The 24,759-nt window shown below is 59.5% G+C and carries 23 protein-coding genes, 2 tRNA genes and 1 riboswitch; of the genes, 17 read left to right on the forward strand and 8 right to left on the reverse strand.

The annotated features are described in order from the left end of the window. Nucleotides 1-108: 108 nt before the first annotated feature. Complete coding sequence (locus DLM_RS03660) at nucleotides 109-345, reverse strand: hypothetical protein (RefSeq protein WP_089082717.1); 237 nt, start codon at nucleotides 343-345, stop codon at nucleotides 109-111. 232 nt (nucleotides 346-577) lie between these two features. On the opposite strand from DLM_RS03660, the gene DLM_RS03665 reads away from it, so the two are divergent. Genes DLM_RS03665 through DLM_RS03675 form a run of 3 tightly spaced genes read left to right on the forward strand, consistent with a single transcriptional unit; the run spans nucleotide 578 to nucleotide 5,072 of the window. Next, nucleotides 578-2,332 (forward strand): type I secretion system permease/ATPase, encoded by a 1,755-nt coding sequence (locus DLM_RS03665; RefSeq protein WP_089082716.1) that lies wholly within the window; start codon nucleotides 578-580, stop codon nucleotides 2,330-2,332. Further along, nucleotides 2,329-3,714 (forward strand): HlyD family type I secretion periplasmic adaptor subunit, encoded by a 1,386-nt coding sequence (locus DLM_RS03670; RefSeq protein ID WP_089082715.1) that lies wholly within the window; start codon nucleotides 2,329-2,331, stop codon nucleotides 3,712-3,714. The genes DLM_RS03665 and DLM_RS03670 overlap by 4 nt, the downstream gene beginning before the upstream one ends. Further along, a complete protein-coding gene (locus tag DLM_RS03675) occupies nucleotides 3,714-5,072 on the forward strand; it encodes a TolC family outer membrane protein (RefSeq protein WP_089082714.1) in 1,359 nt (452 codons plus the stop codon). Before DLM_RS03670 ends, DLM_RS03675 begins: the two co-directional genes overlap by 1 nt. An 80-nt stretch (nucleotides 5,073-5,152) precedes the next feature. Here the strand turns inward: DLM_RS03675 and DLM_RS03680 are convergent, their stop codons facing one another. The 3 genes from DLM_RS03680 to rlmD all read right to left on the reverse strand — a co-directional run bounded on the left by DLM_RS03680 (nucleotide 5,153) and on the right by rlmD (nucleotide 10,569). Next, entirely contained in the window at nucleotides 5,153-8,482 is a 3,330-nt protein-coding gene (locus DLM_RS03680; protein ID WP_089082713.1) for a putative Ig domain-containing protein, read from the reverse strand. 60 nt (nucleotides 8,483-8,542) lie between these two features. Continuing rightward, nucleotides 8,543-8,632: riboswitch (cyclic di-GMP riboswitch) on the reverse strand. 164 nt (nucleotides 8,633-8,796) lie between these two features. After that, nucleotides 8,797-8,922 carry a hypothetical protein gene (locus DLM_RS23825; RefSeq protein ID WP_269461352.1) on the reverse strand — a complete coding sequence of 42 codons (126 nt, stop codon included), beginning with the start codon at nucleotides 8,920-8,922 and terminating at the stop codon, nucleotides 8,797-8,799. A gap of 57 nt (nucleotides 8,923-8,979) precedes the next feature. Further along, nucleotides 8,980-10,569, reverse strand: a complete 1,590-nt coding sequence (gene rlmD, locus DLM_RS03685; protein ID WP_089082712.1) for a 23S rRNA (uracil(1939)-C(5))-methyltransferase RlmD — start codon at nucleotides 10,567-10,569, stop codon at nucleotides 8,980-8,982. Nucleotides 10,570-10,782: 213 nt separating this feature from the next. Here rlmD and DLM_RS03690 point away from each other — a divergent pair, with 213 nt between their 5' ends. The 4 genes from DLM_RS03690 to DLM_RS03705 all read left to right on the forward strand — a co-directional run bounded on the left by DLM_RS03690 (nucleotide 10,783) and on the right by DLM_RS03705 (nucleotide 14,500). Next, complete coding sequence (locus DLM_RS03690) at nucleotides 10,783-11,613, forward strand: L,D-transpeptidase (RefSeq protein ID WP_231960047.1); 831 nt, start codon at nucleotides 10,783-10,785, stop codon at nucleotides 11,611-11,613. 127 nt (nucleotides 11,614-11,740) lie between these two features. Beyond that, nucleotides 11,741-12,337, forward strand: coding sequence for an MFS transporter (locus DLM_RS03695; RefSeq protein ID WP_089082711.1), 597 nt, complete (start codon nucleotides 11,741-11,743; stop codon nucleotides 12,335-12,337). Further along, nucleotides 12,334-13,212 (forward strand): Hsp33 family molecular chaperone HslO, encoded by an 879-nt coding sequence (gene hslO / locus DLM_RS03700; protein ID WP_089082710.1) that lies wholly within the window; start codon nucleotides 12,334-12,336, stop codon nucleotides 13,210-13,212. Before DLM_RS03695 ends, hslO begins: the two co-directional genes overlap by 4 nt. A gap of 196 nt (nucleotides 13,213-13,408) precedes the next feature. Beyond that, nucleotides 13,409-14,500, forward strand: coding sequence for a polyamine ABC transporter substrate-binding protein (locus DLM_RS03705; RefSeq protein ID WP_089082709.1), 1,092 nt, complete (start codon nucleotides 13,409-13,411; stop codon nucleotides 14,498-14,500). Nucleotides 14,501-14,570: 70 nt separating this feature from the next. Here the strand turns inward: DLM_RS03705 and DLM_RS03710 are convergent, their stop codons facing one another. Continuing rightward, nucleotides 14,571-15,650, reverse strand: a complete 1,080-nt coding sequence (locus DLM_RS03710) for a hypothetical protein (RefSeq protein WP_089082708.1) — start codon at nucleotides 15,648-15,650, stop codon at nucleotides 14,571-14,573. 121 nt (nucleotides 15,651-15,771) lie between these two features. Here DLM_RS03710 and DLM_RS03715 point away from each other — a divergent pair, with 121 nt between their 5' ends. From DLM_RS03715 to DLM_RS03725, 3 genes are all read left to right on the forward strand, one after another. Beyond that, nucleotides 15,772-16,479 (forward strand): GAF domain-containing protein, encoded by a 708-nt coding sequence (locus tag DLM_RS03715; protein ID WP_089082707.1) that lies wholly within the window; start codon nucleotides 15,772-15,774, stop codon nucleotides 16,477-16,479. Nucleotides 16,480-16,563: 84 nt separating this feature from the next. Next, entirely contained in the window at nucleotides 16,564-17,187 is a 624-nt protein-coding gene (gene ribA, locus DLM_RS03720) for a GTP cyclohydrolase II (protein WP_089082706.1), read from the forward strand. A 168-nt stretch (nucleotides 17,188-17,355) separates the two neighbouring features. Further along, nucleotides 17,356-18,027: a hypothetical protein gene (locus tag DLM_RS03725; RefSeq protein ID WP_089082705.1), complete on the forward strand. Its 672-nt coding sequence runs from the start codon at nucleotides 17,356-17,358 to the stop codon at nucleotides 18,025-18,027. A gap of 56 nt (nucleotides 18,028-18,083) precedes the next feature. Here the strand turns inward: DLM_RS03725 and DLM_RS03730 are convergent. From DLM_RS03730 to DLM_RS03740, 3 genes are all read right to left on the reverse strand, one after another. Next, nucleotides 18,084-18,159: transfer RNA gene (locus tag DLM_RS03730), tRNA-Ala, on the reverse strand. Between the two features lie 53 nt (nucleotides 18,160-18,212). Further along, a tRNA-Ala gene (locus DLM_RS03735) sits at nucleotides 18,213-18,288 on the reverse strand. 227 nt (nucleotides 18,289-18,515) lie between these two features. Next, nucleotides 18,516-19,229: a S24 family peptidase gene (locus DLM_RS03740; RefSeq protein ID WP_089082704.1), complete on the reverse strand. Its 714-nt coding sequence runs from the start codon at nucleotides 19,227-19,229 to the stop codon at nucleotides 18,516-18,518. A gap of 194 nt (nucleotides 19,230-19,423) precedes the next feature. Between DLM_RS03740 and DLM_RS03745 the strand changes: the two genes are divergently transcribed. The 7 genes from DLM_RS03745 (at nucleotide 19,424) to DLM_RS03770 (ending at nucleotide 24,758) form a co-directional block, all read left to right on the forward strand. Further along, on the forward strand, nucleotides 19,424-19,741 hold the full coding sequence (locus DLM_RS03745) for a helix-turn-helix domain-containing protein (RefSeq protein WP_089082703.1): 318 nt from the start codon (nucleotides 19,424-19,426) through the stop codon (nucleotides 19,739-19,741). 61 nt (nucleotides 19,742-19,802) lie between these two features. Continuing rightward, nucleotides 19,803-20,276 (forward strand): hypothetical protein, encoded by a 474-nt coding sequence (locus tag DLM_RS03750; RefSeq protein ID WP_145985757.1) that lies wholly within the window; start codon nucleotides 19,803-19,805, stop codon nucleotides 20,274-20,276. A gap of 3 nt (nucleotides 20,277-20,279) precedes the next feature. Continuing rightward, entirely contained in the window at nucleotides 20,280-20,501 is a 222-nt protein-coding gene (locus DLM_RS22920; RefSeq protein WP_145985758.1) for a hypothetical protein, read from the forward strand. A gap of 339 nt (nucleotides 20,502-20,840) precedes the next feature. Next, nucleotides 20,841-23,039 (forward strand): Mu transposase C-terminal domain-containing protein, encoded by a 2,199-nt coding sequence (locus DLM_RS03755; RefSeq protein ID WP_231960177.1) that lies wholly within the window; start codon nucleotides 20,841-20,843, stop codon nucleotides 23,037-23,039. Nucleotides 23,040-23,054: 15 nt separating this feature from the next. Next, the gene (locus tag DLM_RS03760) at nucleotides 23,055-23,789 is read left to right on the forward strand and encodes an AAA family ATPase (RefSeq protein WP_089082700.1); all 735 of its coding nucleotides are present in this window, start codon (nucleotides 23,055-23,057) and stop codon (nucleotides 23,787-23,789) included. Next, nucleotides 23,789-24,451 (forward strand): hypothetical protein, encoded by a 663-nt coding sequence (locus DLM_RS03765; protein WP_089082699.1) that lies wholly within the window; start codon nucleotides 23,789-23,791, stop codon nucleotides 24,449-24,451. Before DLM_RS03760 ends, DLM_RS03765 begins: the two co-directional genes overlap by 1 nt. Beyond that, nucleotides 24,444-24,758 (forward strand): hypothetical protein, encoded by a 315-nt coding sequence (locus tag DLM_RS03770; RefSeq protein ID WP_089082698.1) that lies wholly within the window; start codon nucleotides 24,444-24,446, stop codon nucleotides 24,756-24,758. The genes DLM_RS03765 and DLM_RS03770 overlap by 8 nt, the downstream gene beginning before the upstream one ends. The last annotated feature ends 1 nt before the right edge of the window (nucleotide 24,759 follow it).

A 24,759-nucleotide genomic window follows, 5' to 3' on the forward strand; every position in this document is an offset into this window, starting at 1 on the left:
TAGCGCCTTCTTGGCCCAGGGGCGCTACGCTCTGGTGAGCAGCGCCCAAGCCCTCAGGCTGCCATCCCAGCCCGCCCGGTCCGTTTCTGGTGAAACGACCGGGCGCTTTCATTTGCCGCGATATTCCACCCGCTCCAGCATTTCCTCCACCGCCAACTGCAGCGCCTGGGCTGCACCATCGGCACCGGGGCGGTCGGCAAAGTCGGTCCATTCGCCATAGCGCAGCTGCCAGCCATGGAAGTCTGCCTCGTCCACCCGCAGGATGAACTCCGGCACGGAAAACACCGTACCGTCAGCGCTGCCAAGCTGGCGGTAGGCAATACTGCTGCTGTCTTCGATAAACATGGCAATCCTGTGTCCGTGCAATGCAAGCAAGCCGGTTACCTTAGCGCGCATGTGCGCTATTGACCAGCCTGGCCCGGCGGTGATTTTCCGGCGGCGAAGCGTTAACCCGCTGACTAAACTGGAAATGAGGCGCGCTGCATGTCAATGGTAAGATTGCTTGCATTTATTTACATGGCCGTACTGTTGCGGCCTGCGCTTTTGCTGCCGACCTGCCATTTCGAGATTTCCGCTCATGAAACGTCTTTTGCAATCCCGGTCCGAACTGGCGCAGATCATGCTCACTTTCCGGCAGGTGTTTTACCGGCTGGCTGGTTTCAGTGCCGTCATCAATCTGCTGATGCTGCTGCCTTCCATCTACATGCTGCAGATTTACGACCGGGTGCTGCACAGTCGCAATGAAACCACGCTGCTGATGCTCACCCTGATGGTGGTGGGGCTGTATGGCCTGATGGCGCTGCTGGAGCTGGTGCGCTCGGCGGTGCTGATCCGGGTGGGTAACCGACTGGACATGCAGCTGAACTTTCGCGTGTTCAGCGCTGCCTTTGAGCGCAATTTGCGCCGCAACAACGGCAATGCCGGCCAGGCGCTGCACGACCTCACCACGCTGCGCCAGTTTCTCACCGGCAATGGCCTGTTTGCCTTTTTCGATGCGCCGTGGGCACCCATCTACCTGGTGGTCACTTTCATGTTCCACTGGATGCTGGGCCTGTTCGTGCTGGCCGGCATGCTGATCCTGTGCGCGCTGGCCTGGCTGACCGAACTATCCACCCGCAAACCGCTGGGTGAGGCCAATCAGGCGGCCATTGCCGCCAGCAATTACGCCAACAACAATCTGCGCAATGCCGAAGTGATTGAAGCCATGGGCATGCTGCCGGCACTGCGCGAGCGCTGGTTCCTGCTGCAAAGCCGGGTACTGGAAAAACAGACCGAGGCTTCCGACCGCGCCGCACGCATTGGCGCGCTCTCCAAGCTGGTACGGCTGGCCTTGCAATCACTGGTGCTGGCAGTGGGGGCGGTACTGGCCATCCAGAATGAAATTTCCCCCGGCATGATGATTGCCGGTTCCATCCTGATGGGCCGCGCCTTGCAGCCGGTGGAAATGGCCATCGCCACCTGGAAGCAACTGATCTCTGCCCGCGCCGCCTATCAGCGCCTGGATGAGCTGCTGGTGGAGTATCCGGCACGCATCAGCGGCATGAGCCTGCCGCGGCCACAAGGCAATCTGCAGCTTGAGGGCGTGGTGGCGGCAGCGCCGGGCAGCAGCCTGCCCATTCTGAAAAACATCAGCTTTGCCGTGCAACATGCCGATGTGGTGGGCATTGTCGGCCCCAGTGCGGCGGGCAAATCCACCCTGGCGCGCCTGCTGGTGGGCGTCTGGCCGGCACAGTCGGGCAAGGTGCGGCTGGACGGGGCGGATGTGTTCCAGTGGAACAAGGACGAATTGGGACCGCACATCGGTTATCTGCCGCAGGATATCGAGTTGTTTGAAGGCAGCATCGCCGAAAACATTGCCCGCTTTGGCAAGGTGGACTCGGCCTTGGTGATTGAGGCCGCCACCCGCGCCGGGGTGCATGAAATGATTCTGCGGCTGCCACAGGGCTACGACACCCGTCTGGGTGATGGCGGCAATATGCTGTCCGGCGGGCAGAAACAGCGTATTGCCCTGGCGCGTGCCATCTATGCCAGTCCGGCCGTGGTGGTGCTGGACGAGCCCAACTCCAATCTGGACGATGTGGGCGAACAAGCGCTCATCCATACCGTGATGGACCTCAAGGCTCGTGGCAGCACCGTGCTGCTGATCACCCACCGCACCAGCATTCTCAATGCGGTGGACAAGCTGCTGGTGATGCGCGACGGTCAATTGCACCTGTTTGGCCCGCGCGACCAGGTGCTGTACGCCCTCAATCAGGCCAGCCAGCAAGCCTTGCAACAACAAGCCGCCATGCAGCAGCAGGCCGGCAAGAATCCGGATGAAACCCTGGCATGAATCTGTTCCGCAAATTGACTGCATTACGCCGGGAAGCAGCGGCGCCTGCCACCCCGTCGGCGATTGAACCCTTTGGCCGGGTGGATACCGACGACAAGCGCATCGGGCGCTGGGGAGTGAAGGTCCTGCTGTTTGGTTTTGGCGGTTTTGTGCTATGGGCGGCACTGGCACCGCTGGACGAGGGCGTCACCGCCAACGGCAGCGTCATCGTTGCCAGCAACCGCCAGACCGTGCAGCACCTGACCGGTGGCAGCGTGGAAAAGCTGCTGGTGAACGAGGGCGATATGGTGCGCCAAGGCCAGGCCCTGCTGACGCTGAACGATACCGAAGCACGTGCGCAATTTGGCAGTACGCTGGCGCAGTTCATTACCGCCCGTGCCATCGAGGACCGGCTGCTGGCCGAGCGTGAGGGCAGCAACAGCCTGCAGTTTTCAGCAGAACTGGATGCGCTGGGGCAGGAGCAGCCGGGCAATGCCGTGCGTGTGCAGCAGGCAAAGCAGCTACAGACCCAGTTGTTTCACACCCGGCGCGAAGGACTGCACAGCGAACTGCAGGCGCAGGATGAAAACATCAAGGGCCTGCAAGAACAATTGCGCGGTCTGCAAGGCATGAAGGCCGCCCGTGCCGAACAAAGCAAATGGCAAGACAAGGAGCTGGACGGCATCCGCGAGCTGGCGGCGGGGGGCTATGTGCCCAAGAACCGGCTGTACCAACTGGAGCGCGGTGCTGCGGAAATCCGTGGCCAGTTGGCCGATACCATTGCCAGCATCGGCCGGGTGCAGGATGCCATTGCGGAAACCCGGCTGCGCCAACTGGCCCGCAAGCAGGACTACCAGAAAGAAGTGGAATCACTGCTCACCGACATCCAGAAAGAAACCGCCAGCCTGCGCGACCGGCTATCCGCGCAGCGCTATGTGCTGGCCAACAGCATTATCCGTGCGCCGCTGGCCGGGCGGGTGCTGGGGCTGAAAATGCACACCGTGGGCGGCGTGGTACAAGCCGGACAAGCCTTGCTGGAAGTGGTGCCGGAGAATCAGCCCTTGCTGATTGAGGCCATGGTGGACCCGGCGATGAGCGCCAAGGTGCATCCGGGCCTGGCGGTGGATGTCAGCTTCCCCGCGCTCAACCAGCAAACCACGCCGGTGATTCCGGGCGTGGTGGCCACCTTCTCGGCTGACCGCTTGCTGGATGCCAAAACCGGCATGCCCTATTACCTGGCCCAAGTGAAGGTGACACCGGCAGGCATGCAGTTGTTGGGTGATCAGCAGGTCAAGCCCGGCATGCCGGCCAGCATTGTCATCAAGAGCGGGGAGCGCACCATGCTGCGCTATCTGCTCAAGCCGGTGCTCGATCGGATGAATCTGGCCTTCAAGGAAAGTTGATGAGCAAGCGACCGCTATTTCGCCCGACGCTGCTGGCAGCGGCCTGCCTGTTGTTGATGCCGGCACTGTCTGCCGGCTATGGCTTGCTTGAAGGTTTGCAACTGGCCCGTGCCAACGATGCCCAGTACCAGGCGGCGCTGGCCGAACGCGAGGCCGGTGAGGCCAATGGCCCGATGGGCCGCGCGCAGTTGCTGCCCACGCTCAATGCCAGCTTCAGCCGCAGCAAAGTGACCGGCAGCGATACCGCACCGGGCTTTACCGGTGCCATTTCCACCTCGCCGCTCAATTACATGAGCCAGGATGCGGCCATCCAGCTGCGCCAGCCATTGTTCAATCTGCAACGCTGGGCGCTGTACCAGCAGGGGCTGGCGCGGGTGGATTACAGCCAGGCGCTGTTTGCCCGCAAGGACAACGAGCTGGTGTTGCGTTATCTGTCGGCTTATCTGGGAGTGTTGCTGTCGCAGCAGAACCTGGCCCTGAGCGAAGCCAAGCTGCATGCCCTGCAAGCCGCACGTACCCAGGCGCAGAAGCTGTTCGATCAGGGTGATGGCACGGTGACTGACATCCACGACGCGGAAGCGCGCATGGCCATGGCCGATGCGGAGGTGATTGAGGCGCGCAATATGCAGCTGATTGCCCAGCGCACCCTGCAGGTGAGCACGGGTCAGAGCGCGAGTGAGCTGGCCGAACCGGAAGCGGACATCGGTCGCTATCTTGCGTTGGAGGGGCAGTTGGCTGATTGGCGCGACAAGGCCTTGGCGCTCAGCCCGGACATCCTGGCGGCACAGCAGAATGTGCGCATTGCCGAGCAAGAGGTAAAGCGTGCCCGCGCCGGCAATTATCCGACGCTGGAACTGGTGGCCAGCAAGGACCGCTCCAGTGCCAGTTCGGTGTCCACCATCAACCAGCGCATCAGCCAGAACGTGATTGGCGTGGAGCTGAACCTGCCGTTGTTCAATGGTGGCTACAATAACGCCCAGATTGCCCAGAGCACGGCCCAGTACCGTCAGGCGCTGGCCGAACTGGACAATGCCCGCGCCCAGGTGGAGCTGGAAGTCAGCCGGCAGTTTTATGGGGTGCGCAATGGTGCCGGCAAGGTGGCTTCGCTGCAAAAAGCGGTGTTCTCCAGTGCCGAGACGGTGAAGGCCAGCAAGCTTGGGCTGGCGGCAGGGGTGAAGACGCTGACTGACATCCTCAACAGCGAGGAACAGCTATATCAGGCCAAGCGCGACCTGCTGCTGGCGCAATACAACCAGTTGGTGAGCTGGATTGCCTTGCGTGCCGACTGTGGTGCGCTGGGCTTGGCTGACCTGGTTCTGCTGGATCGCCACTTTTCGGTGCTGCCAGGTCGGCGTTGAATCTGGCGGCAAGCTAGTGGCTTGTTGGCATGTAAAACGGCGTACTGCGACAGACAGTACGCCGTTTTGTTTGCCAGAACTCAGGCGATATGCAGCGCGTTGTCGGTGGTGCTGTGGGACAAGCCAACCAGCGAAATGGTCGGCGCAGCCTCGCCCACCAAACCAGGGGTGGCGGCCACGGCACCCAGTGTCAGCGAGAAGGTTTCGCTGGCGGACAGGCCGGCCGTATCGGTGGCTTTCACCGTGATGATGGCCGATTCGGTCTGATGGCCCAGGGTGGCGGTAAAGCTGTCGTTCTGGGCATTGAAGGTGATCCAGCTCGGCAATGCCTGGCCGTTGGACTGGCTGGCACCGTAGGTCAGTGCCAGGCCTTGCGGATCGGTAAAGGTGCCTTGCGGCACGCTGATATTCAGCGTGCCATTGGCATTGAAACCGATCAGCAATGGCAGCGGGTTCACCACCGGTGCCTTCAGTGCGGTGGCGATATCATTGATGGTGAAGGTTTCCGAAGTGGACAGCCCGACGCTGTCGGTCGCGGTAAGCTTGACCGAGAAGCTGCCGGCTGTGGTCGGAGCCGTACCGGAGAAGGTTTCGGTCTGGGCATTGAAGTTCAGCCAGGCAGGCAAAGCCTGACCATTGGCCAGTGCAGCCTTGTAGGTGAGCGCCAGCCCTTGCGGGTCGATAAAGGTGGTGGACGGCAGGGTAAAGCTGAAGGCCTTGCCGGCATTGATGGTTTGGGTGGCGGTTTGCTGGTTCAGCGTCGGGGCCACATAGGCATCGTTCAGAGTGAAGGTTTCCGAGGTGGACAAACCGGCCTGGTTGCTGGCGGTTACTTGCAGCGACAGCGAAGTATTAGCAGTCGGGGCGCTGCCGCTGAAGGTCTGGGTCTGGGCATTGAAGCTCAGCCAGGATGGCAGCGCGGCACCGCTGGCCAGCTTGGCGGTATAGCTCAGCGTTTCGCCTTGCGGGTCGGTAAAGGTGCCGGCGGGCAGGGCAAAACTGAACGTATGGCCCGGTGTCACCAGTTGGGTCGCCGTGGCCTTGCTCAGCGTCGGTGCGTAGGCGGTATCGCTGATGGTGAAGGTTTCCGAAGAGGACAGCCCGGCGGTGTCCGTCACCTTTACCATCACCTGGGTGCTGCTGCTGCCATACGGGGTGGTGCCGGACAGGGTATTGGTGCTGGCGTTGTAAGTCATCCACGACGGCAAGGCCTGACCATTGGCCTGGGTCACCTTGTAGCTCAGAGCCAGACCTTGCGGGTCGCTGAAGGCATTGGCCAGCGATACCGAGAAGGCATGGTTGGCGGCAAGGGTCTGGTTGGCGGTTTGCGCATTCAGGGTAGGGGCGACATAGGCATCGTTCAGGGTAAAGCTTTCCGATGCCGTGAGGCCGGCCTGATTGGTGGCCACCACTTGCACGGCTACCGATGTATTGGCCGTGGGCGCGGTGCCGCTGAAGGTTTGGTTTTGGGCATTGAAGCTGAGCCAGGACGGCAGTGCAGCGCCGCTGGCCAGCTTGGCGGTATAGCTCAGCGTTTCGCCTTGCGGGTCGGTAAAGGTGCCGGCGGGCAGGGCAAAGCTGAAGGCCCGACCCGGTGTCACCACTTGGGTGGCGGTGGCCTTGGCCAGGATAGGGGCCAAGGCGGTATCGGTGATGGAGAAGGTTTCGCTGGCGGACAGGCCGGAGGTGTCGGTGGCCGTCACCAGAATCTGGGTGCTGCTGCTGGTCACCGGTGTGGTGCCGGACAGGGTGTTGGTGCCGACGTTGTAAGTCATCCAGGACGGCAGCGCCTGACCATTGGCCTGGGTCACCTTGTAGCTCAGCGTCTGGTTTTGCGGGTCGGTAAACACATTGCCCAGCGACACCGAGAAGGCGTGGTTGGCGGCAACGGTCTGGTTGGCGGTCTGGGCGCTGATGACCGGTGCTTTCGGTACCAGCGGCACGGTGCCACCGGCATTGTCCACGGTAATGGTATCGCCAGCGGCCAGCAGGGTGGACAGGCTGACTTCAAAAGTGGTGTTCCAGTACTGGCCGGTCTGGCTACCCCAGGGATTGCGAATCTGCAGATAGTCGTTGGCGGCATCAATGCCGTAAACCGACATGGCATGGCCGGCCACCAGTTGCACCTTGCCTGCGGCGTCGTAGCTCCAGGTATAGGACGACAGCACCACATCATCACCGGCAGCCAGATGGGTTTTGAGCGAACTCAATACCGTGGCATTGCTCAGGCCGCTTTGCGAGCCGGTACCGGACAAGGACGAGTTATAGGTACGGCACAGCCAACTGGTGCCGCTGCCGCTGTAGTCGGTGATTTGCGACGCACCGGTGATGGATTCCAGTGCATATTCCGGCAGACCGCCGTTGCCGATGGCGGTGAAGCTGTTGCCGCTATAGCTGTTACCGGTGGTGACATTGATGGCCTGCAGTTGGGCGTAGGCTTTTTCCAGCAAGGTGGCCCACATATTGGGGCCGGAGTTGCAACCGGTTTGCAGCACATTGTTGACGGTAACGTATTCTGTCGCGCCCTTGACGTGGAAGGCCACGCCGTAACTGCCATTACCGTTGTCGGTAATCATGTTCTTGATGATGCCGGCGTTCTTGACTGCCACCTCGGCAATCGACGCCAGGAAATAGCAGTCACCCAGTTTGCCCTGATTGATGTCGCTGGCCAGCGGGCCGCTGCTGCCAAACAGCGAAGCAGTGCTGGTGGCGTAGCTAATCTTGGAGGTAGAGCCGCTGACAGTGACGGTTGAGGTGGGCAGGTCAGTGCCTTGCAGCCATTTGCCATTCAGGTTGCTCAGTTGGGCGGCGCTGGAGCCGACCGCCAGATTGCCCAGCGAACTGGAGCTGGCCGCCCCACCGGTCCAGCTGCTGTTGGCAGCATTGCCGTTCACCAGCGCATTCAGGGTGTATTGGGAATAGGACGACGCCGTTTCACCAACATTCAGGTTGGTGACAATGGTTTTCAGGTCGTTGAACTGGCTGGTGGACAGCGTGCTCTTGCTGCTGGTCAGTTCGGCGGCCAGATCGGTCACCATCTTGGCCAGGCCCGCTTCGGTCACGTTGCCGGACATGGCGTTCATGTCGGCTTTCAAGGCGGCATCGGTCAGCGTGGCAATCCAGCCGGGTGCAGTGGTGCTGCCGGTTTTTACGGTGGAAATGCCCGTTGTTTGCGTGCTGCTGCCGGCCAGTGCAGCGCTGGATGCCTGCGTGCCGGCACTGACGATGGTGCTGCTCAGGCTCACCAGGGGCTGGGCCGAGCGCAGCATGGCCGCGGCTTGGGAAAGGGTGGCAAAGTCGCGCAAGGCACCAAGACTGATGCTGCTTAGCAATTCATCAGCAGCTTTCAAGCCGGAAATACTGTCCAGTTGACCATCTTGCTGGCGGGGGAGGGGATTGGAGGCGCTCATTGCTTTCCTTCAGTAGTATCCGGCAAAGCCAAAGGCGCACACGCAGCTACGGATGTCGTTGCTGGCAACTGGCTGACATGGGGGCAAATGCCTCCGGTAGTCCCTTTAGTTTTGCGTCGCCGGTTTTCACCGGTTTTGCCTGTAACGGTCTAATTCTAGAGGTGAATTTTCTTTGTTTACAATTGTTAATTTCGTCGTTGTAGTAGCAGAGCGACATATTCATAGGCTGCTGCTTACTAATGCTGTAATGCCATCCCGCACTAAAGGGTTTTAGCACATCCATCCCCGCCCAAGCCCACGCTGTCCTGCCCCTCTCAGTTCAGCTCAAGCTGCAGGCGCGCAGTCGCAATAAACCCCGGTATCCGCGTGTCCTTAAGCTCAACACGTGAATCCGGGGTCTTGATTCTGGCTATATAGCTGTCGGTCAGCTGCGCCTGCATGGTTCGCTCCGGGGGGACAACCGGGGTCGAACGCTACAGGCAAACACCTAAAACAGCTTATTCCTTGCTGGAAACATCCTCACCAGCGGCAGCGGCATCCCGTGCCTGCTGCTGGGCAGCACTACGGGCGTCGTAGTAGTCCTTGTTGGCCAGATAGTGCTGACGGCGGGCTTCCTTGGCAGCGGCTTTTTCCGCCAGTTCTGCCTGTTTACGGGCTTCTGCCTCGGCTTCCTGCTGCTTGCGGGCCTGACGCTTGGCTTCGCGGATGGCTTCTTCCGCGGCTTCCATGTCAGCCACTTCCTTCAGGCTCTTGGCTGGGCCGGTTTTTTCGAACCAGGCGACGGACTCGACGTGGGCGGTGTGCGGGAACATGTTAATGATGCCCGCCGCCTTGAGGGTGTAGCCCTTGGTGTGGACCAGCACACCGGCGTCGCGCGCCAGCGTGGCCGGGTTACAGGACACATAGACAATGCGCTGCGGCGCGGTGTCGTCGGTCATGGCCTTGAGCAGTTGGATGGCACCGTCGCGCGGCGGGTCTACCAGCATCTTGTCGAATTTGCCCAGCGCAGCAAAGCTTTCCGGCGTGACTTCAAACAGGTTGGCCATTTCATAGCTCACCTTGTCTTGCAGGCCGTTGTGGGTGGCGTTTTCCACCGCACGCTTCACCAGCGCCTGGCTGCCTTCCATGCCGTGTACGGTGGCACCGGAGCGGGCAATGGGCAGGGTGAAGTTGCCGATGCCGCAGAACATGTCGGCAATGCGTTCGCCCGGCTGCGGGTCGAGGAAGCCCAGCGCGCGCGACACCATCACCGCGTTGATTTGCGGGTTCACCTGGGTGAATTCGGTGGGGTAGTAGGGCATTTCCACGCTGTACTGCGGCAGGCTGTAAGTCAGGCGCGGTGCATCCAGCGGGTAGATGGGGTAGCAGGTGTCCGGGCCGCCGGGTTGCAGCCAGATTTGCACTGGCCGATCGGGCTGGCGATGGGTGTCGGCAAACTGCTGCAGCAGCTTTTCATCGGCGGCATTGATGGCATCCATATTGCGGAATACCAGGATGTCCACCTTGTCGCCCACGGCCACTTCCACTTGCGGCATGCGGCTGTGGATCGACAGTTTGGCGATCATCTCGCGCAGCGGCATGATCATGTCCGAGATGTTCTTGGGCAGGATGTGGCATTCGCTCATCTCGGCAATGTAGCTGGAGTTCTTTTCATGAAAGCCCACCAGTACGCCGCCTTTTTTCGGCACCATGCGCGCCGACAGACGTGCGCGGTGGCGATAATGCCAGGTGGGGCCGGCAATCGGGGTGAGAATGCGCTCCGCTTTCACCTTGCCGATGAATTTGAGGTTGTCTTCCAGTACGCGCTGCTTGATGGCCACCTGGGCGGTAAATTCGACATGCTGCATGGAACAGCCGCCACAGGTGCCAAAATGCGGGCAGCGCGGCGTGGTGCGCATGAAGCTTTCCTTCAGCACACTGGTGGTGTCGGCGTTTTCGTACGTGGGTTTTTTACGGTATGCGCTGTATATTACCTTTTCATAAGGCAATGCGCCGTCGATGAAGATGGTCTTGCCGTCGACGTGGGCGACCCCGCGGCCTTCGTGGTCAAGGGATTCGACCAGAGCAATGGTCTGTTGCTGAGTCATTGTATTGGTGTGGTAAATCAGGCGGAAAAGCGTGATTTTCTCAAAATATGCCGCGCCGCGCAGGGGTTTTTGCCAAGGTGGTGGCTAGAGGGTTTCTGTTATCATGTCATCAATCGAAAACGACTGGTCTGGTGCGCAATGAAGGTGTCGGCTTTTACTCTTGTTCCTGGTGCGATTTTGCTGATGACGGGCATGGCGGGATGGGCTGCAGCCATGCCGGAACCCGATATCCTGCTGAATCAGAGCGGGCAGCATCTGGTGGTTAACCTGCCACAGGCTCGCCTGTTTTTCTATCAGGATGGCCGATTGCAGAAAATCTACCCGGTTGCCGTGGGCAAGATGCTGACCCAGACTCCGGTTGGCAGTTATGCCATCACCGGCGTTTATCGCGATCCTAGCTGGCATGTGCCCAAATCCATCCAGGAAGAGCAGAAGAACCAGGGCAAGCCGGTGCTGACCGTGGTGCCGCCTGGTCCGGACAATCCCTTGGGGCCGGTGTTTATCCGCTTTGGCGAGGCCAAGCTGGGGCTGGGCTTTCATGGCACCAATGCGCCGGCTTCCGTGCCGGGCTTTCGCAGCCATGGCTGTATCCGGCTGAAGAACCCGGATGCGCTCAGCCTGGCCGATGCAGTGCAAAAGGGTGCTGCCGTTACCGTGGCTTACCAGACGGTGCTGCTGAATGAAGATGCTGGCGGGGAGTTGTGGCTCACCGCTTACAAGAACCACTACAAGCAGGATGATCCTTCTTTCCCGCATCTGGCTGACAGCCTGCTGGAGTGGCAGCGCACCCATGGCGTTGCCGTGGTGGGGCGTCGGGTGGACCAGGCCTTGAAAGAGCGCAGCGGCAAGCCGGTGTGCCTGACTTGCAAGGGCAGTGCCGGTGCGCCGGCTGAACTGGCGGCAGTGCGCTGGCTGTCCCTGCCACCCAAGGATGCCGCCCCGCTGGAGCAGCAGGCAGAACCGCACAGCGTCCCTGCGCCGCAGTCCTATAATTCGGCCGGTGGCAAACTCAAGAGCGTGCGCAAGCCCGCCGTGGTTCTGTAGGGCGGGTCCGGATAGTCAACTCACAAGCCGACGTCAGTCGGCTTGTTGCATTGTATCTGGTCAGGCTTGCATTTTTGCCGTGCGGCCCTATATTAGCCCCTTCCCTTGCAAGCAGGCGTATCCGGCAATGACAACCATCGTGGCAGTACGCAAAGGCAATCAGATTGCGATAGCCGCCGACAGCCAGACTACTTTTGGCGACGATCAGAAACTCCTCGCGGGCTATGATTGTTTTCATGACAAGATCTTCCGCCACGGTGACAGCTATCTGGCCATTTCCGGCTCTGCCGCTCACGACCTGGTGTTGCAAGGTGCGTTGAAGGAACTGAAGAAAAAGGATTTTTCCAGCCGCAAAGGCATTTTCGATACCTTCCGCAAGCTGCATCCCAAATTGAAAGACGGGTTTTACCTGCGTCCGGAAGAGGATGAGGAAGACCCATACGAATCCAGCCAGATGATGGTGGTGATTGCCAATGCCCACGGTATTTTCGGTGTTTATCCCATGCGCGAGATCTACCAGTTCTCGCGGTTCTGGGCGATAGGCTCGGGGCGCAAGTTTGCCATGGGCGCAATGCATGTCGCTTACGAGCAGAACCTCAGCGCACGCGAGATTGCAGAAATCGGCGTGCAGGCCGGCTGCGAGTTCGATGTCAATTCCAGCCTGCCCATGACCGTCTATACCGTAGAAGTGGCTGACGATACCGCCAGGAAAGAAACAGCATGAGTCAACACGATACCCTGCAACGCTTTTTGTTTGATGGTGCCCCGGTACGCGGCGCACTGGTGCGCCTGGACGGTGCCTGGCAGCAGGTACTGGCCCGCCGTGCCTATCCCGCACCGCTCAAGACCATCCTGGGGCAGATGATGGCAGCCGCACAGCTGATGTCGGCCAATCTGAAGTTTGACGGTGCCATGATCCTGCAACTGCATGGCAGCGGCCCGTTGCGCCTGGCTGTGGTGGAGTGCAACCATGACCGCACGGTGCGTGCCACCGCCAAGTGGGATGGTGATCTGCCCGATGCACCCATTCTGGATTTGCTGGGCGGTGCCGGTCAGTTTGTCATCACGCTGGAACCCAAACTGGACAAGTCGCAAACCTGGCAAGGCATTGTGGCGCTGGAAGGCGACAGCATTGGCCAGATGCTGGAAAACTACATGCTGCGTTCCGAGCAACTGGATACCCGCCTGGTGCTGGCCAGCGACGACAACACCGCTGCCGGCATGCTGCTGCAGCGCCTGCCGGAAGGGCATGGTGAACCGGAAGGCTGGGATCGCATCCGTATCCTGGGCGGCACCCTGCAAGCCGAAGAACTGCTTACCCTGCCGGCGGCCGACATCCTGCATCGCCTGTTCCACGAGGAAACCGTGCGCGTGTTTGAGCCGGAAGGTGTCAGCTTCTCCTGCAACTGCAGCCGTGAACGGGTGGGCAATATGCTGAAGATGCTCGGTGGCCAGGAAGTGGGTGAGGTGCTGCTGGAACAAGGCAGTGTGGAAATCGTCTGCGACTACTGCAATCAGCACTATGTGTTTGATGAAGACGATGCCAACGAGCTGTTCGACTATGATCTGCTGGCTGCCGTGCGCGAAGCGCGCCATTAATTTGTCATTAAGATTGCCGGTTTTGCTTGCCGGATGACATGAAAGCCGCCATATTTGGCGGCTTCTGCATTTTTGCGGCACACCATCCGGCCTATGGCAGATTGCTGTTTAAGGAAATGGTAGATTTGATCACAAATGTACTGATATCCTAAACGGCAAGCAGCAACAAAACCTGTACCAAAGGAGTTGGGAAACAATGAAAAAAATCATCGTAGGCGGCCTGCTGGCTGCATCTGCACTGGCTGCTCAGGCTGGCGCACCGGTTGTCAACATCTACAACTGGTCTGACTACATTGCACCGACCACCGTGCCGGATTTCAGCAAGAAAACCGGCATCAAGGTGCGCTATGACGTTTATGACAGCATGGAAACCCTGAACGCCAAGCTGGTGACCGGCCATTCCGGCTATGACATCACCGTGCCGTCCAACAATGTGCTGGAAGTGGGCATCAAGGGTGGTCTGTTCCAGCCGCTGGACAAGAGCAAGATCCCCAACTACAAAAACCTGGACCCGGCCCTGCTCAAGCTGATGGAAGCATCCGACCCGGGCAACAAGTTTGCCGTGCCTTACTTCTGGGGCGTGATTACCCTGGGCATCAATGAAGACAAGGTGAAGAAAGTCCTGGGTGGCAAGCTGCCGGCCAATGAATGGGACCTGCTGTTCAAGCCGGAATATGCTTCCAAGCTGAAGTCCTGCGGCGTGAGCATTCTGGACTCTGCTTCCGATGTACTACCCAAGGTACTGCATTACTACGGCAAACAGCCGGGCAGTAACAACGAGGCTGATTACAAGGCGGTGGCCCCGCAACTGGCTGCCATCCGCAGCAGCATCACCCAGTTTTCTTCCTCCGGCTACATCAATGACATCGCCAACGGCGACGTCTGCCTGGCCATGGGCTACGGTGGCGACCTGAATATTGCCAAGCGCCGTGCCGAGGAAGCCAAGCGCGGTGTCCACATCAAGGTGCTGATGCCGTCCACCGGTGTGGCCTTCTGGGTGGACAGCATGACCATCCCGAAAGATGCCGCCAATGTCGCCAACGCACTGGCCTTCATCAACTACACGCTGGACCCGCATGTCGCTGCCGCCAATGCCAACAAGGTGACTTATGCACCGGGCAGCCTGGCCGCACGTCCGTTCATCGACAAGAAGTATCTGGCTGACCGCAGCATCTTCCCGACCGCTGACGATGTGAAGAAGGGTTTCATCATGAAGTCGGTGGACCCGAAAACCCTGCGCATCTATTCCCGCCTGTGGCAAAACTTCAAGCTGGGCCGTGCTGGCTGAGCCTGATTGCCTGATAGCAAACCAAAGCCCCCGTTAGGGGGCTTTTTGTTTGGTGATCCAGCCGCAATCACTAGAGCGCTTCCACCACATCCAGCGGGCAGCCGCGCGCCAGCCATTCCAGCCAGGCATCCCCCAGCCGCTGGCTTTCGCTGCAGGCGGTGCGCCACTGCTGCTGGCGCAGCTTGTCCTGGCCGCGATAGCGTTTGAAGTCGCTGCGGTCCGGCAGCTTGCCGCCGGGCAGCCGCGCCAGAAAATCTGCAGAAGGGCAAAGCAACAGGGTATTGCGGTGGTGGGACGGCTGGTGATGACGCCAGGGCAGGAATTTGTCGAACCAGCCGGGTACGATGCGCGGGCCAAAGTGCGGATACAAGGTGATGTCATCTTGCCGGGCAAAGGGCAGGTCCAGGTGGTAATCCAGCAGGCCGCCATCCCGGTAGCGGCCATCTGTTGTGCCGGGCAGCGCCACTCCGTGCAGCACGCCGGGAATGGCGACACTGCCCATCAAGGCGGCGCTCAGATTATCGGCGCTCAGCGGCACGGTCCGAGTAGGCAGGCCATCATCCGGCACAAAATGCAGGCTGCTGCGGGCATCGTGGCAAATCACCCGGCTGAAACTGTGTCGCAGCAGACTTCGATGGGCTATGTTGAGTACTGCGCTGATCGCCAGCCCCGGTAGCAGGTGGTGCGGCGTCTCGTGACGCAGCAAACCATGCGATGCCACCAGCAGCAGCGACAAACGGTAATGCGGATGCTGCAGGATGGCTTGCAGGCCGTCCGGGCCGAGGATGTCCTGCAGCATCAGCCGGGTTTGCGCGGTAATGCCGGCGATGTCCACATTGTCGGCATAGCATTCTGCGGTATAGCGCTCGGCCAGCCGGGCCAGCGCCTGCTGCGGATCGGCCTGCATGGCACAGGCAAAGCGCCAACTGCCAATAGATGCGCCCACCAGTTCGCGCGGGCGCGGGCTGTCGGCCAGCCAGCCGAATACCGCCTGATCCAGCCCGCACAAGCCAATCGCCTTGGGTCCTCCGGCCGCACCGGGCAGGCTGCCAACCCGGTCGGCTGACAGGCCGTGTTGCCGTAGCAGGGAGATGGCGTGAGCACCCGCGCGGATGCGCAAGGGAGGAAACGGAATATGGATGGCAGTCATGGCTAAACGATGCAGGCAGGGGGAAGGGCGACTTTTGTTGGCAGTATTGGTATGCTAACGCGTTTTATCAGACAGTCTGGCCGTTTGGCTGTCTGTGTTCCAAGCAATGCCAGGAGTATTGATGATACCTACCCGCCAGCTTAACGACTACCTGCGTGAACAGGGCCTGAAGCTAGATCGTACCGAATTGCAAATTGCCGTCATGACCCTGCAGGCGGTGCTGGACGTGGAAAAGCCGCCGCTGCAGCGCGATCTGTTCCGTTATCCGGTGCCCAAGCTGAGCGAGGATGGTGCCTGCTCGCTGGTGGAAGAGCTGGCTGACGAGCCCTATGACCTCTCCGTCTGGTTTGGCGGTGAAACCGAAGCCGCGCGTGCCTTGCTGACCAATTTCAATGCCCTGGTCGATTCGGTCAATCAGAAAATCGGTGCCGACTGGCTGGGTATTTATCGCCGCGCCGGTGAGGGCAAGGATGCCCGTCTGGTGAAGCTGGCCTATCAGGGCCTGCCCAGCCGCGCCGAATTTCCGCTGACCGAAGCGTTTGCCGCAGGCAGCAATAACAGCCGTGTTGGCCTGACCGGCTGGGGCGTGCTGATTGAGGATGTCGCCGCCTGGCGCGCCGAAGGCGGTGGTTATTACGAGTGCGACCCCAAGGTAAAGAGCGAAGTGTGCCTGCCCGTGGTGGATGAGCATGACCGGGTGCTGGGCATTCTGGATGCAGAGTCAGGCCAACTGGCGCACTTTGATGAAAGCAGGCTGGTGTGGCTGGCGGCGCTTGCCATCGTGCTGGCCGCGCCATTTGCTGCCATGGCCCCGCTTGAAAAGGCGTAATCTGCCCTCAATTAGGGGGTACTGATTTTTCCAATGCCCTGGCGTGGCAAGCGTCAAGGCTTCTGAACAGACTCCGGAGCAAGCATGGCTGTGCAATATCCCAATCCGCAGGTAGAACCCGTCGTTGATTACGTGGCCAGTTGCAAGCTACCCACGCCCTGGGGCGTGTTCACCATGCATGGCTTCGAGGAAAGGGATAGTCGGCGCGAGCATGTGGTGCTGACCATGGGTGATGTGGCCGATGGCCAGCCGGTGCTGGCGCGCCTGCATTCGGAATGCCTCACTGGCGATGCCTTGTTCTCCTTGCGCTGCGACTGCGGCTTTCAACTGGAAGCGGCCTTGGATGCCATTGCCAAAGAAGGCCGCGGTGCCTTGCTGTATTTGCGCCAAGAAGGCCGTGGCATCGGTCTGATCAACAAGATTCGCGCCTACAAGCTGCAAGACGGCGGGGCGGACACGGTTGAAGCCAACGAACAACTGGGTTTTCCGGCGGACATGCGCGACTTCCGCGTGGCGCGCCACATGCTGGATGCGCTGAATATCAAGAGTGTACGGGTGATGACCAACAACCCGCGCAAGCTGGAAACCCTCAAGACCGCCGGTATCGATGTGGTGGAGCGGGTGCCGCTGATGGTGGGGCGTAATCCGCATAACGATCGCTATCTGGATACCAAGGCCGCCAAACTGGGCCATATGCTGTTTTCCTGATCCGCTCTCTCCCTGCTGTTTCCCCTGAATGCCAGCGCAGTGCGCTGGCATTTTCTTTGTTGCCACGGTTTGCGCTGCGCTAAAGTTAGTGCCGGATTGGTCGATAGATTTAAAATAAATCAATAATATTTTGAAAATGTCGTGCGCAGTCCCGCTAGACGAGGCGTCATGATGAAAATTACCGCCAAGCAGAATGTCGGGCTGGATACCACGGCCTGGACTGCACCGCACAATCGGCGCGGCAAGCTGTTGCCCGTTGGCACGGCAAGAGACGATGTGGTGGGTAGCGCAGAGCTGGGCGAGTATCTGGACTGGGTGGCCTGGCTTGACGATCTGGCGCGGCGTGCCGGCCAGGGCCAGGACGAAGAGGCGCGCCAGTTAGCCTTGGCCAAGTTGCGTTTTCTGTTGCGGCGCGTGCAGCACTTGCGCGAACAGATGATGAATGGCGGCAGAGGCCAGGCCAAGAGTGGGCTGGAGCGTCTGTCGCGCCTGGTGGATGAGTGGGTGCAGGTGGTGCAGGAACTTACGGGTCGTCAGCCTGACGTGGTGGATGACTGGCCCTTGCCTTATCGCTTGTACAGCAGGCAGGTGGCAGCCACGCCGCTGCCGCAGCCTGGGCCACTGGCCAGCGAGCGCCGCAGAAGGGTACGCAGCAGTGGCAATATGCTGCTGCCACAGGAACAGCAGGTGGCCTGGCTGGTATTGCACGGTATCCGTTTTCTGCTGGCGCTGGTGGGGGAGGGCTTTGGCATGACGCAGCATCCCATATTGCTGCAGATTAAGCAGCAACTGGCGCGGGTGCTGCCGCTGCTCGGCCCGGAACAGGCAGCAAGTGGCTGAATGCATGTGGGCAGGGCAAAGAAAAAGCCGGAATCGTGTGATTCCGGCTTTTGTGTTGGTGGAGATAAGCGGGATCGAACCGCTGACCTCTTGCATGCCATGCAAGCGCTCTCCCAGCTGAGCTATACCCCCGTATTGCTTTGTCTGTCTGATGGTCTGGAGCCATCCGGCAGCTGACTGTGTAGTGGTGGAGATAAGCGGGATCGAACCGCTGACCTCTTGCATGCCATGCAAGCGCTCTCCCAGCTGAGCTATACCCCCGTAATGCTGGACTGATGATGTGGTTGTGCAGGAAGTATTGCAGTGGGGAGAACTGGGCGGGAAGAACTGGGATGATGCGGGATGATCCGCGCCAGGCTTAGCTTTCAGCCCAGATCACCCATCAAAATGCACACGGTGCCCGCCGTTGCATTGGGGCCGCGACAAACACACAACATTTGCGCGGCCTTTTGCATTAAAGATTGAACACAACGTTTTAGAATTAACGCTTAGATCTGACGGCCGAACCACACAACACGGCCAATCACCGCAAAGTCCACCTCTGGGCTGTTAACTTCCACCTCGAACGGATCGTAGGCCTCATTGGCACTCAGTATCCGCAATTTCCCCCCAGGCAGCTTCTGCACGCGCTTGACGATCAGATCCTCATCCAGGCGAAGCACGTACAGGCCACTGGTGGGCTGCCTATCCGCATGGTTCACCAGGATGACATCCCTGTCATTCAAGACGCCTTCCATTGAGTCCCCCTTCACAGACAGCACAGAAAGATCCCTGGGATCGACACGCAGGTAGTTTTCTATCCAGTAGCGCCGGAAAGACATGGAAAACATGGGCTTCTCGCCCTCTACAGCAGACCCATGCCCTGCAGCCGCCTTCACGTTGTAGCGAGGGATGAAGACGAACTCACTGAGGTCTACAGGGTTGCCAAGGGTATCTAGGCAGCACGTACCAATCTTGGTTTCAGCAACTGCTGCTGAAGACCCTAATGCAGCACCAGGTGCGTTTCCCTTGCCGGTAAGCAGCCAATCAATTGAGCAATGCTTTACCTCACTGATCTTGATGAGGGTCTCTGCTTTTGGAATGGCTCCTTCATTCCATACCCGCAGGAAGCCGGTCGTGGACATTCCTATCTCAGACGCAATGACTGATGGAGCTGCGTCTGCCCCCCAAAGCTGAACCAAGCGGCTCTTGAAATCACTCATTTGCTAAATCCTTGTCAGACTAAGCAACAAAACTAAGCAAAAGCGCAACTTTTTTGCGTGTTAATTTTGTCATTTAAATCAATCATTTGCGCATAATCTCAACTCATTTGAGTAATTCTGACTTAGCAAATGCTTTACAGAAAATCATTTGCTAAGTAGTATTCAGCAACCGAGTAACGCAAATGGTGTAACCGATGGATGTACTCAAAGCCCAAAAAAAACCCGCCGTCGATTGGCATCCGGCGGATATCGGAGCGGCCCTCCGCAAGGGAGGCTGGTCTATGGCGGAGCTTTCCAGGCAAGCCGGTCTGAGTCCTTCAACTCTAAAAACGGCACTGAATCGTCCCTACCCCAAAGCAGAAAAAATCATTGCTGCTGCTATTGGAGTAGCCCCGGAAGTCATTTGGCCAAGCCGCTACGAAAAACGCCATTTTAAGCCGGTTTTCCCAACTATTCCCCTTTCATCTGCAAATACCCCAGCGGCATCCCGCATGGCTGTTGCTGCTGAGTGAATAGTAGGGGCGAACTGACCTAATGGCCACCACACAGATTCTCTGCGCAAGGAGTGATGCCATGAGAAACAACGGCGGGAAAACCCGCAGACCTACAAGCCTTGCTGAGGCTTTCGATCTTGATGAAGCAAATGCCCTGAAAGCACACCGCCGCCCGCGCAAGCAGATGGAAGAGCTGATGGGTACCAACCGCTCCACCTATGCCCGCTGGGTGTCCGACTGCGAGATGCCTGCCGGCCGTTTGCTGCAGTTCTCCGTGCTTTGCGGTTCAGCCCATGTCATTGAGTACCTGGCCATTGCTTGCGGAAAGTTGGTCGTGAGCATTCCGACTGGCAAGAAAGCCAAGGCCAGTGACCTGGGCGAGATGCAGGCCAACTTCGGCAAGGTCGTGATGCTCCTGGAACAGTTTTACCGAGGCCAGACCGACCTGCCAGAAACCCTTGGGGTGTTGAACGAGGTGCTGTCTCAGGTGGCGTACCACCGCGAGAACGTCATTAAAACCGGGCAACCGGAACTTGAACTGTTTGGGGAATAAGTGATGAGAAAAGCAAAGAAGGTTGCGGGAACCATGATCAATAAACAGTGGTTTATCCGCATTCAAAAACAACTGATTCGCGCCGTACTGCCCAATAAAAGCAAAAAGCAGTACGTCCGCCTTCACGGTTGTGGCTGGTCGTTGCCACGAAGCGAGGCTGATAAAGCGGACGCTGATGCTTTGTTCTGCCCGAAGTGTGGTGCTAGGCGTCGGGTGTGGTCTTAAAGCTCTTTCCGCAGCCACTGCAGTAATCGCCCTTGTACCAAATAGGACGTTCGCACGCAGTGCAGGCAGTAACCATCGGTGAGCCGCACTTTGGACAGAAAGCGCAATGAGCCATGCCACTGTCAGTGATGTTCTCTTTGAAGTGGCAGGTGCTGTTGGGGCACACCGAAAAAAGTTTCACTTTCCCCATGAGGACTCTCCAGTGAAGGTTTATGACATGCAAGTTTGCGGCCTGCATCGCCATTCTACCCAAATCGGCAGAACCCTCACCCAACAAGGAGGCCGGGCATGAGCCAGGTCGAACTTAAAACACACTACAGCGCAGCTGAACTGGCTTCGATGAAGTTGCCTGGACTGGCTGAAAGTAGACAAGGAATTGAATACACAGCCAAGCGACAAGGCTGGGATTTCATTGAAGAAAGTGGCAGGGGGCGTGGTGGTCTTGTCAAAAAATATACGTTGAGTGGCATGCCTGCTGACATGGTCAAGTCGATTCTTGCCCACATCGAGATGTCTGCACGGATTCAGAAATTGCAGGATCCACAGAAAACCATCGTACCAGCATCTAGCCAGAAGGTACCTAGCACTCAAATAGGCTTACTAGACGCAGAAGAACGCCGCGAGTCCGACCAGGCCGTGTTGCTGCAGCTGCCCAGCCTGACCGTTAAGCAGGTTGCCCGTTTTGAAGCCCGTCGCGCCGTTGTGATGGCCTGGTATGGCTTCCTGAAGCTGCGCGGCATGAAGCCGACCAATGCCCTGTATGAGGCATTTGTCAGCCACTTCAATGCCGGTCACCTGCAAGCCAACAAGGTGCAATACCCGGAGCTGGCCCTGGCCACGGCCGGTGTGGTCGACAGCATTGCCCTGCGCACCTTGCAGCTGTGGGTGTCGGACTACGAGAAAGCAGGCCTGGCCGCCTTCGTCGATGGCAATGACGGCGCGCACCGCAAGGGCAAATGCACGATCAGTGTGCAGAAGGATTTGCATGATTTCACCGTCGCCATGGTGGTGGCCAATCCGCATATCAAGCCGGTTCACCTGGAAGACGCTGCCAAGGCCCGCTTTGATGGCCATGCCTCTATCAAGGTGCCGAGTTACCACGCTTTCCGCCGCTTCCTGAACGAATGGAAGAAGCAGAACGCTGAGCTGTTCACCGCCATTGCCAACCCGGACCAGTGGAAGAACAGCTTCATGGTGGCGCAAGGCTCCTCCTCTGAAGACGTGCTGCGCATGAATCAGCGCTGGGAGTTCGACTCCACACCGGCAGATCTGATGCTGGCCGATGGTCGCCACTGCCTGCTGGGCGTGATCGACGTATGGACCCGCCGCGCCAAGCTGCTGGTGGCCAAGTCCTCCCGCGCCGTGGGTGTTGGTGCCCTGGTGCGTGCTGCCCTGCTGGACTGGGGCAAGTGCGAAGAGGCGAAGACGGACAACGGCCAGGAATACGTGGGCGTCTATGTCGATGACGTGTTCCGCGCCCTGGACATCGAGCAGACCAAGTGTCCGCCTTTCCAACCATGGCACAAGCCGCACATTGAGCATTTCTTCCACACCTTCAGCCACGACTTGCTTGAGCTGCTGCCGGGTTACATCGGCCACAACGTCGCTGACCGCAAGGCCATTGAAGCCCGCAAGGCCTTCAGTGAGCGTCTGTTCACCAAAAACGAGGTGGTGGACATGACGATGACTGCCGCTGAGCTGCAGGCCTTTTGTGATGACTGGCTGGTGCGCTACCACAACCGCGACCACGGTTCCCTGGATATGAGTCCTTTCCAGAAGGCCGCGTCCTGGACGGGTTCGGTGGAACGCATCGACAACCCGCGTTTGCTGGATGTCCTGCTGGCCGAACGCATCCAGCGCACGGTTCAGAAGAAGGGTTTGAAAATCGACGATGCCTGGTTCATCGCCCCGGAACTGGCCGTCAACCTGGTTGGCCGCGATGTCCAGGTGCGACTGGATCCGCTGGATCTGGGCCGTGTGTATGTCTTCCACGATGGCCAGTTTGTCTGCGTGGCCGAGTGCCCGGAGCGTACCGGTATGAATCGCCAGGAAGTCGCCCAGAAGGCCAAAAAGATGCAGGCCGCCGAGGTCAGCCGCCAGAAACGCGAACTCAAGGCCATGGCCCGCAAGGTCAATACCGATGACGTGGTGCAAGAGATCCTGCGCCACAACGCCGCCCAGGCCGGGACGCTGGTGGCCATGCCGAAGCTGGCCGTACCGGTCAACACCGCAGGCACTCGCGCTGCTGCAGCTGCCACCCATGCCGTGGATCGCGGCCTGAATGCCCAGATCCCGGCCGCCGTGCAGCGCCACCTTGGCCAGGCTACCCCGGCCCCGGTGATCAGCCTGCCGCAGAGCGACGAAACCAAGTTCCGCCAGTGGTTGGAACTGGATGCGATGGCCAAGCGTGGCCAGACGCTACCGGCAGACAAGGTCAAGTTTTACGAGGGCTGGCAGAAAACCGCCCGTTTCCAAGTGCAGATGCAAAAGCACCTGCAACGCAATACGCAAGACGCTGCCCTCGCTGGCAATCACTAAACAGGAGAGAAGAACATGAGTCGCCCCGCCAACCAGACCGCTGACATCACGAATGTCGATCTGATGCACGCCACCACCCTGCGCCTGCTGGGCCGCCCGGCTGGTTCCGATGGTATGGCTGTGCTGTACGGTCCTTCCGGCTTCGGCAAAACCCAGGCAGCCACCCAGGCTTACCTCCGCCACAACGGCTATTTCGTCCGCATGTCTGACCAGTGGACCTGCAAGACTTTCCTGCAAAAGATCCTGATCGAAATGGACATCCAGCCGGAGAAGACTGGCGCGGCCATGCTGGACCAGGTCGCCCAGCAGCTGTCCGCCAGCAGCCGCCCGCTGATCATTGATGAAGCTGACTACGCCGCCGACAAGCCGCGCTTAGTGCAGTTGATCCGCGACATCCACGACAACAGCTACAAGGCCAGCATCATCCTGGTAGGCGAAGAGGCCCTGCCGCAGAAGCTGGCCAAGTGGGAGCGCTTCCACTCCCGCGTGCTGGACTGGGTGCCTGCGCAACCGGTCAGCCTGGACGATGCCCGCAAGCTGGTGCCGATCTACTCCGAAGACATGCCGGTGGCCGATGACCTGCTGCAGCTGCTGGTCGACGAGGCACGCGGCTCCGTTCGCCGCGTGGGCAACAACCTCAACCTGATCCGTGAAGAAGGTCTGTCCGAAGGCTGGGATGTCGCCACCCTGGCCAACTGGGGCAATCGCACTCTGTACACCGGCAAGGCTCCGACCCGGAGGCTGCCGTAATGACTGAAACCCGCCGCAAAGTACCCGGCCGCCGCCCGGCTCACTTGGAAATGGCCGGCGGCAAGCCGAAGCGCCAACGCATCTGGGAAGCCATCCGCACGCTGAAGGAATTCAACCTGATCAACTGCGCACACAAGGCTGATGTGGATATGGATACCACCAAGACCTATCTGCAGACGCTAGAGCGTGCCGGTTTTATTGAAGACGTGTCCGGCAAGCGTGGTGGCCACGATGAAAAGCGGTGGCAGCTGGCCCGCGATATCGGCATGGAAGCCCCACGCCTGACCAAAGAAGGCAAGCCTGTCACCCAGGGAATGGGCACCACCAATATGTGGCGCGTGATGCGTCTGACCAAGGGCGACTTTGACTATCTGGAGATTGCCCGCTCTGCTTCCACCCCGGAGCACCAGGTCAAGCCGGAAACCGCCCGCAGCTACCTGAAGGCTCTGCACTCTGCCGGCTACCTAGACATGGTCGTAGCCCCGCAAACCAAGCCGGCCATGAAGGGGGGCAAAACCCCGGCCCGCTGGCGCTTGCTGCCTTACAACCGAATCAACAGCAAGAAGCCCGGCCCGCGTGCCCCGATGATCCAGCGCCTGAAGCGTGTTTTTGACCCGAACTGGGCCGAAGTGGTGTTCCAGGAGGAAGCCGACGATGAGTGATTTGCTTGAAGTTTTGCGCCAGGCCGTTGAGCAGCAAGGCCAGGCGGCCGTAGCCAAAACCCTTGGCTACTCCCGCAGCACCATCAGCCTGGTGCTGGCTGGGAAATACACCGGCCGCACTGAGCTGGTCCTGGCCAAGGTGAAGGAAGAGCTGGGCAAGGTGACCTGCCCGTACACGGGGGATTCGATTGCGCTGACTGTGTGCAAGACCATGGCCAACAGCAAAGCCCCCACCCATAACCGCGTGAAGATGGCGCACTGGCAGGCCTGCCGCCAGTGCCCGGTCAACTGCAGCAAAGGAGAGTGAC

The sequence above is a fragment of the Aquitalea magnusonii genome (genome assembly GCF_002217795.2).
GTDB classification, from domain to species: domain Bacteria; phylum Pseudomonadota; class Gammaproteobacteria; order Burkholderiales; family Chromobacteriaceae; genus Aquitalea; species Aquitalea magnusonii_B.

What these genes read in the sequence shown, in the direction of transcription:
- DLM_RS23825 (WP_269461352.1), bottom strand. Translation starts at nt 8,922, where the DNA reads ATGCAGGCGCAGCTGACCGACAGCTATATAGCCAGAATCAAGACCCCG.
- DLM_RS03755 (WP_231960177.1), top strand. Translation starts at nt 20,841, where the DNA reads ATGAAGTTGCCTGGACTGGCTGAAAGTAGACAAGGAATTGAATACACA.
- DLM_RS03670 (WP_089082715.1), top strand. Translation starts at nt 2,329, where the DNA reads ATGAATCTGTTCCGCAAATTGACTGCATTACGCCGGGAAGCAGCGGCG.
- DLM_RS03740 (WP_089082704.1), bottom strand. Translation starts at nt 19,229, where the DNA reads ATGAGTGATTTCAAGAGCCGCTTGGTTCAGCTTTGGGGGGCAGACGCA.
- DLM_RS03705 (WP_089082709.1), top strand. Translation starts at nt 13,409, where the DNA reads ATGAAAAAAATCATCGTAGGCGGCCTGCTGGCTGCATCTGCACTGGCT.
- DLM_RS22920 (WP_145985758.1), top strand. Translation starts at nt 20,280, where the DNA reads ATGAGAAAAGCAAAGAAGGTTGCGGGAACCATGATCAATAAACAGTGG.
- DLM_RS03690 (WP_231960047.1), top strand. Translation starts at nt 10,783, where the DNA reads ATGCCGGAACCCGATATCCTGCTGAATCAGAGCGGGCAGCATCTGGTG.
- ribA (WP_089082706.1), top strand. Translation starts at nt 16,564, where the DNA reads ATGGCTGTGCAATATCCCAATCCGCAGGTAGAACCCGTCGTTGATTAC.
- rlmD (WP_089082712.1), bottom strand. Translation starts at nt 10,569, where the DNA reads ATGACTCAGCAACAGACCATTGCTCTGGTCGAATCCCTTGACCACGAA.
- DLM_RS03770 (WP_089082698.1), top strand. Translation starts at nt 24,444, where the DNA reads ATGAGTGATTTGCTTGAAGTTTTGCGCCAGGCCGTTGAGCAGCAAGGC.
- DLM_RS03695 (WP_089082711.1), top strand. Translation starts at nt 11,741, where the DNA reads ATGACAACCATCGTGGCAGTACGCAAAGGCAATCAGATTGCGATAGCC.
- DLM_RS03660 (WP_089082717.1), bottom strand. Translation starts at nt 345, where the DNA reads ATGTTTATCGAAGACAGCAGCAGTATTGCCTACCGCCAGCTTGGCAGC.
- DLM_RS03765 (WP_089082699.1), top strand. Translation starts at nt 23,789, where the DNA reads ATGACTGAAACCCGCCGCAAAGTACCCGGCCGCCGCCCGGCTCACTTG.
- DLM_RS03710 (WP_089082708.1), bottom strand. Translation starts at nt 15,650, where the DNA reads ATGACTGCCATCCATATTCCGTTTCCTCCCTTGCGCATCCGCGCGGGT.
- DLM_RS03750 (WP_145985757.1), top strand. Translation starts at nt 19,803, where the DNA reads ATGAGAAACAACGGCGGGAAAACCCGCAGACCTACAAGCCTTGCTGAG.
- DLM_RS03725 (WP_089082705.1), top strand. Translation starts at nt 17,356, where the DNA reads ATGATGAAAATTACCGCCAAGCAGAATGTCGGGCTGGATACCACGGCC.
- DLM_RS03680 (WP_089082713.1), bottom strand. Translation starts at nt 8,482, where the DNA reads ATGAGCGCCTCCAATCCCCTCCCCCGCCAGCAAGATGGTCAACTGGAC.
- DLM_RS03675 (WP_089082714.1), top strand. Translation starts at nt 3,714, where the DNA reads ATGAGCAAGCGACCGCTATTTCGCCCGACGCTGCTGGCAGCGGCCTGC.
- hslO (WP_089082710.1), top strand. Translation starts at nt 12,334, where the DNA reads ATGAGTCAACACGATACCCTGCAACGCTTTTTGTTTGATGGTGCCCCG.
- DLM_RS03745 (WP_089082703.1), top strand. Translation starts at nt 19,424, where the DNA reads ATGGATGTACTCAAAGCCCAAAAAAAACCCGCCGTCGATTGGCATCCG.
- DLM_RS03760 (WP_089082700.1), top strand. Translation starts at nt 23,055, where the DNA reads ATGAGTCGCCCCGCCAACCAGACCGCTGACATCACGAATGTCGATCTG.
- DLM_RS03665 (WP_089082716.1), top strand. Translation starts at nt 578, where the DNA reads ATGAAACGTCTTTTGCAATCCCGGTCCGAACTGGCGCAGATCATGCTC.
- DLM_RS03715 (WP_089082707.1), top strand. Translation starts at nt 15,772, where the DNA reads ATGATACCTACCCGCCAGCTTAACGACTACCTGCGTGAACAGGGCCTG.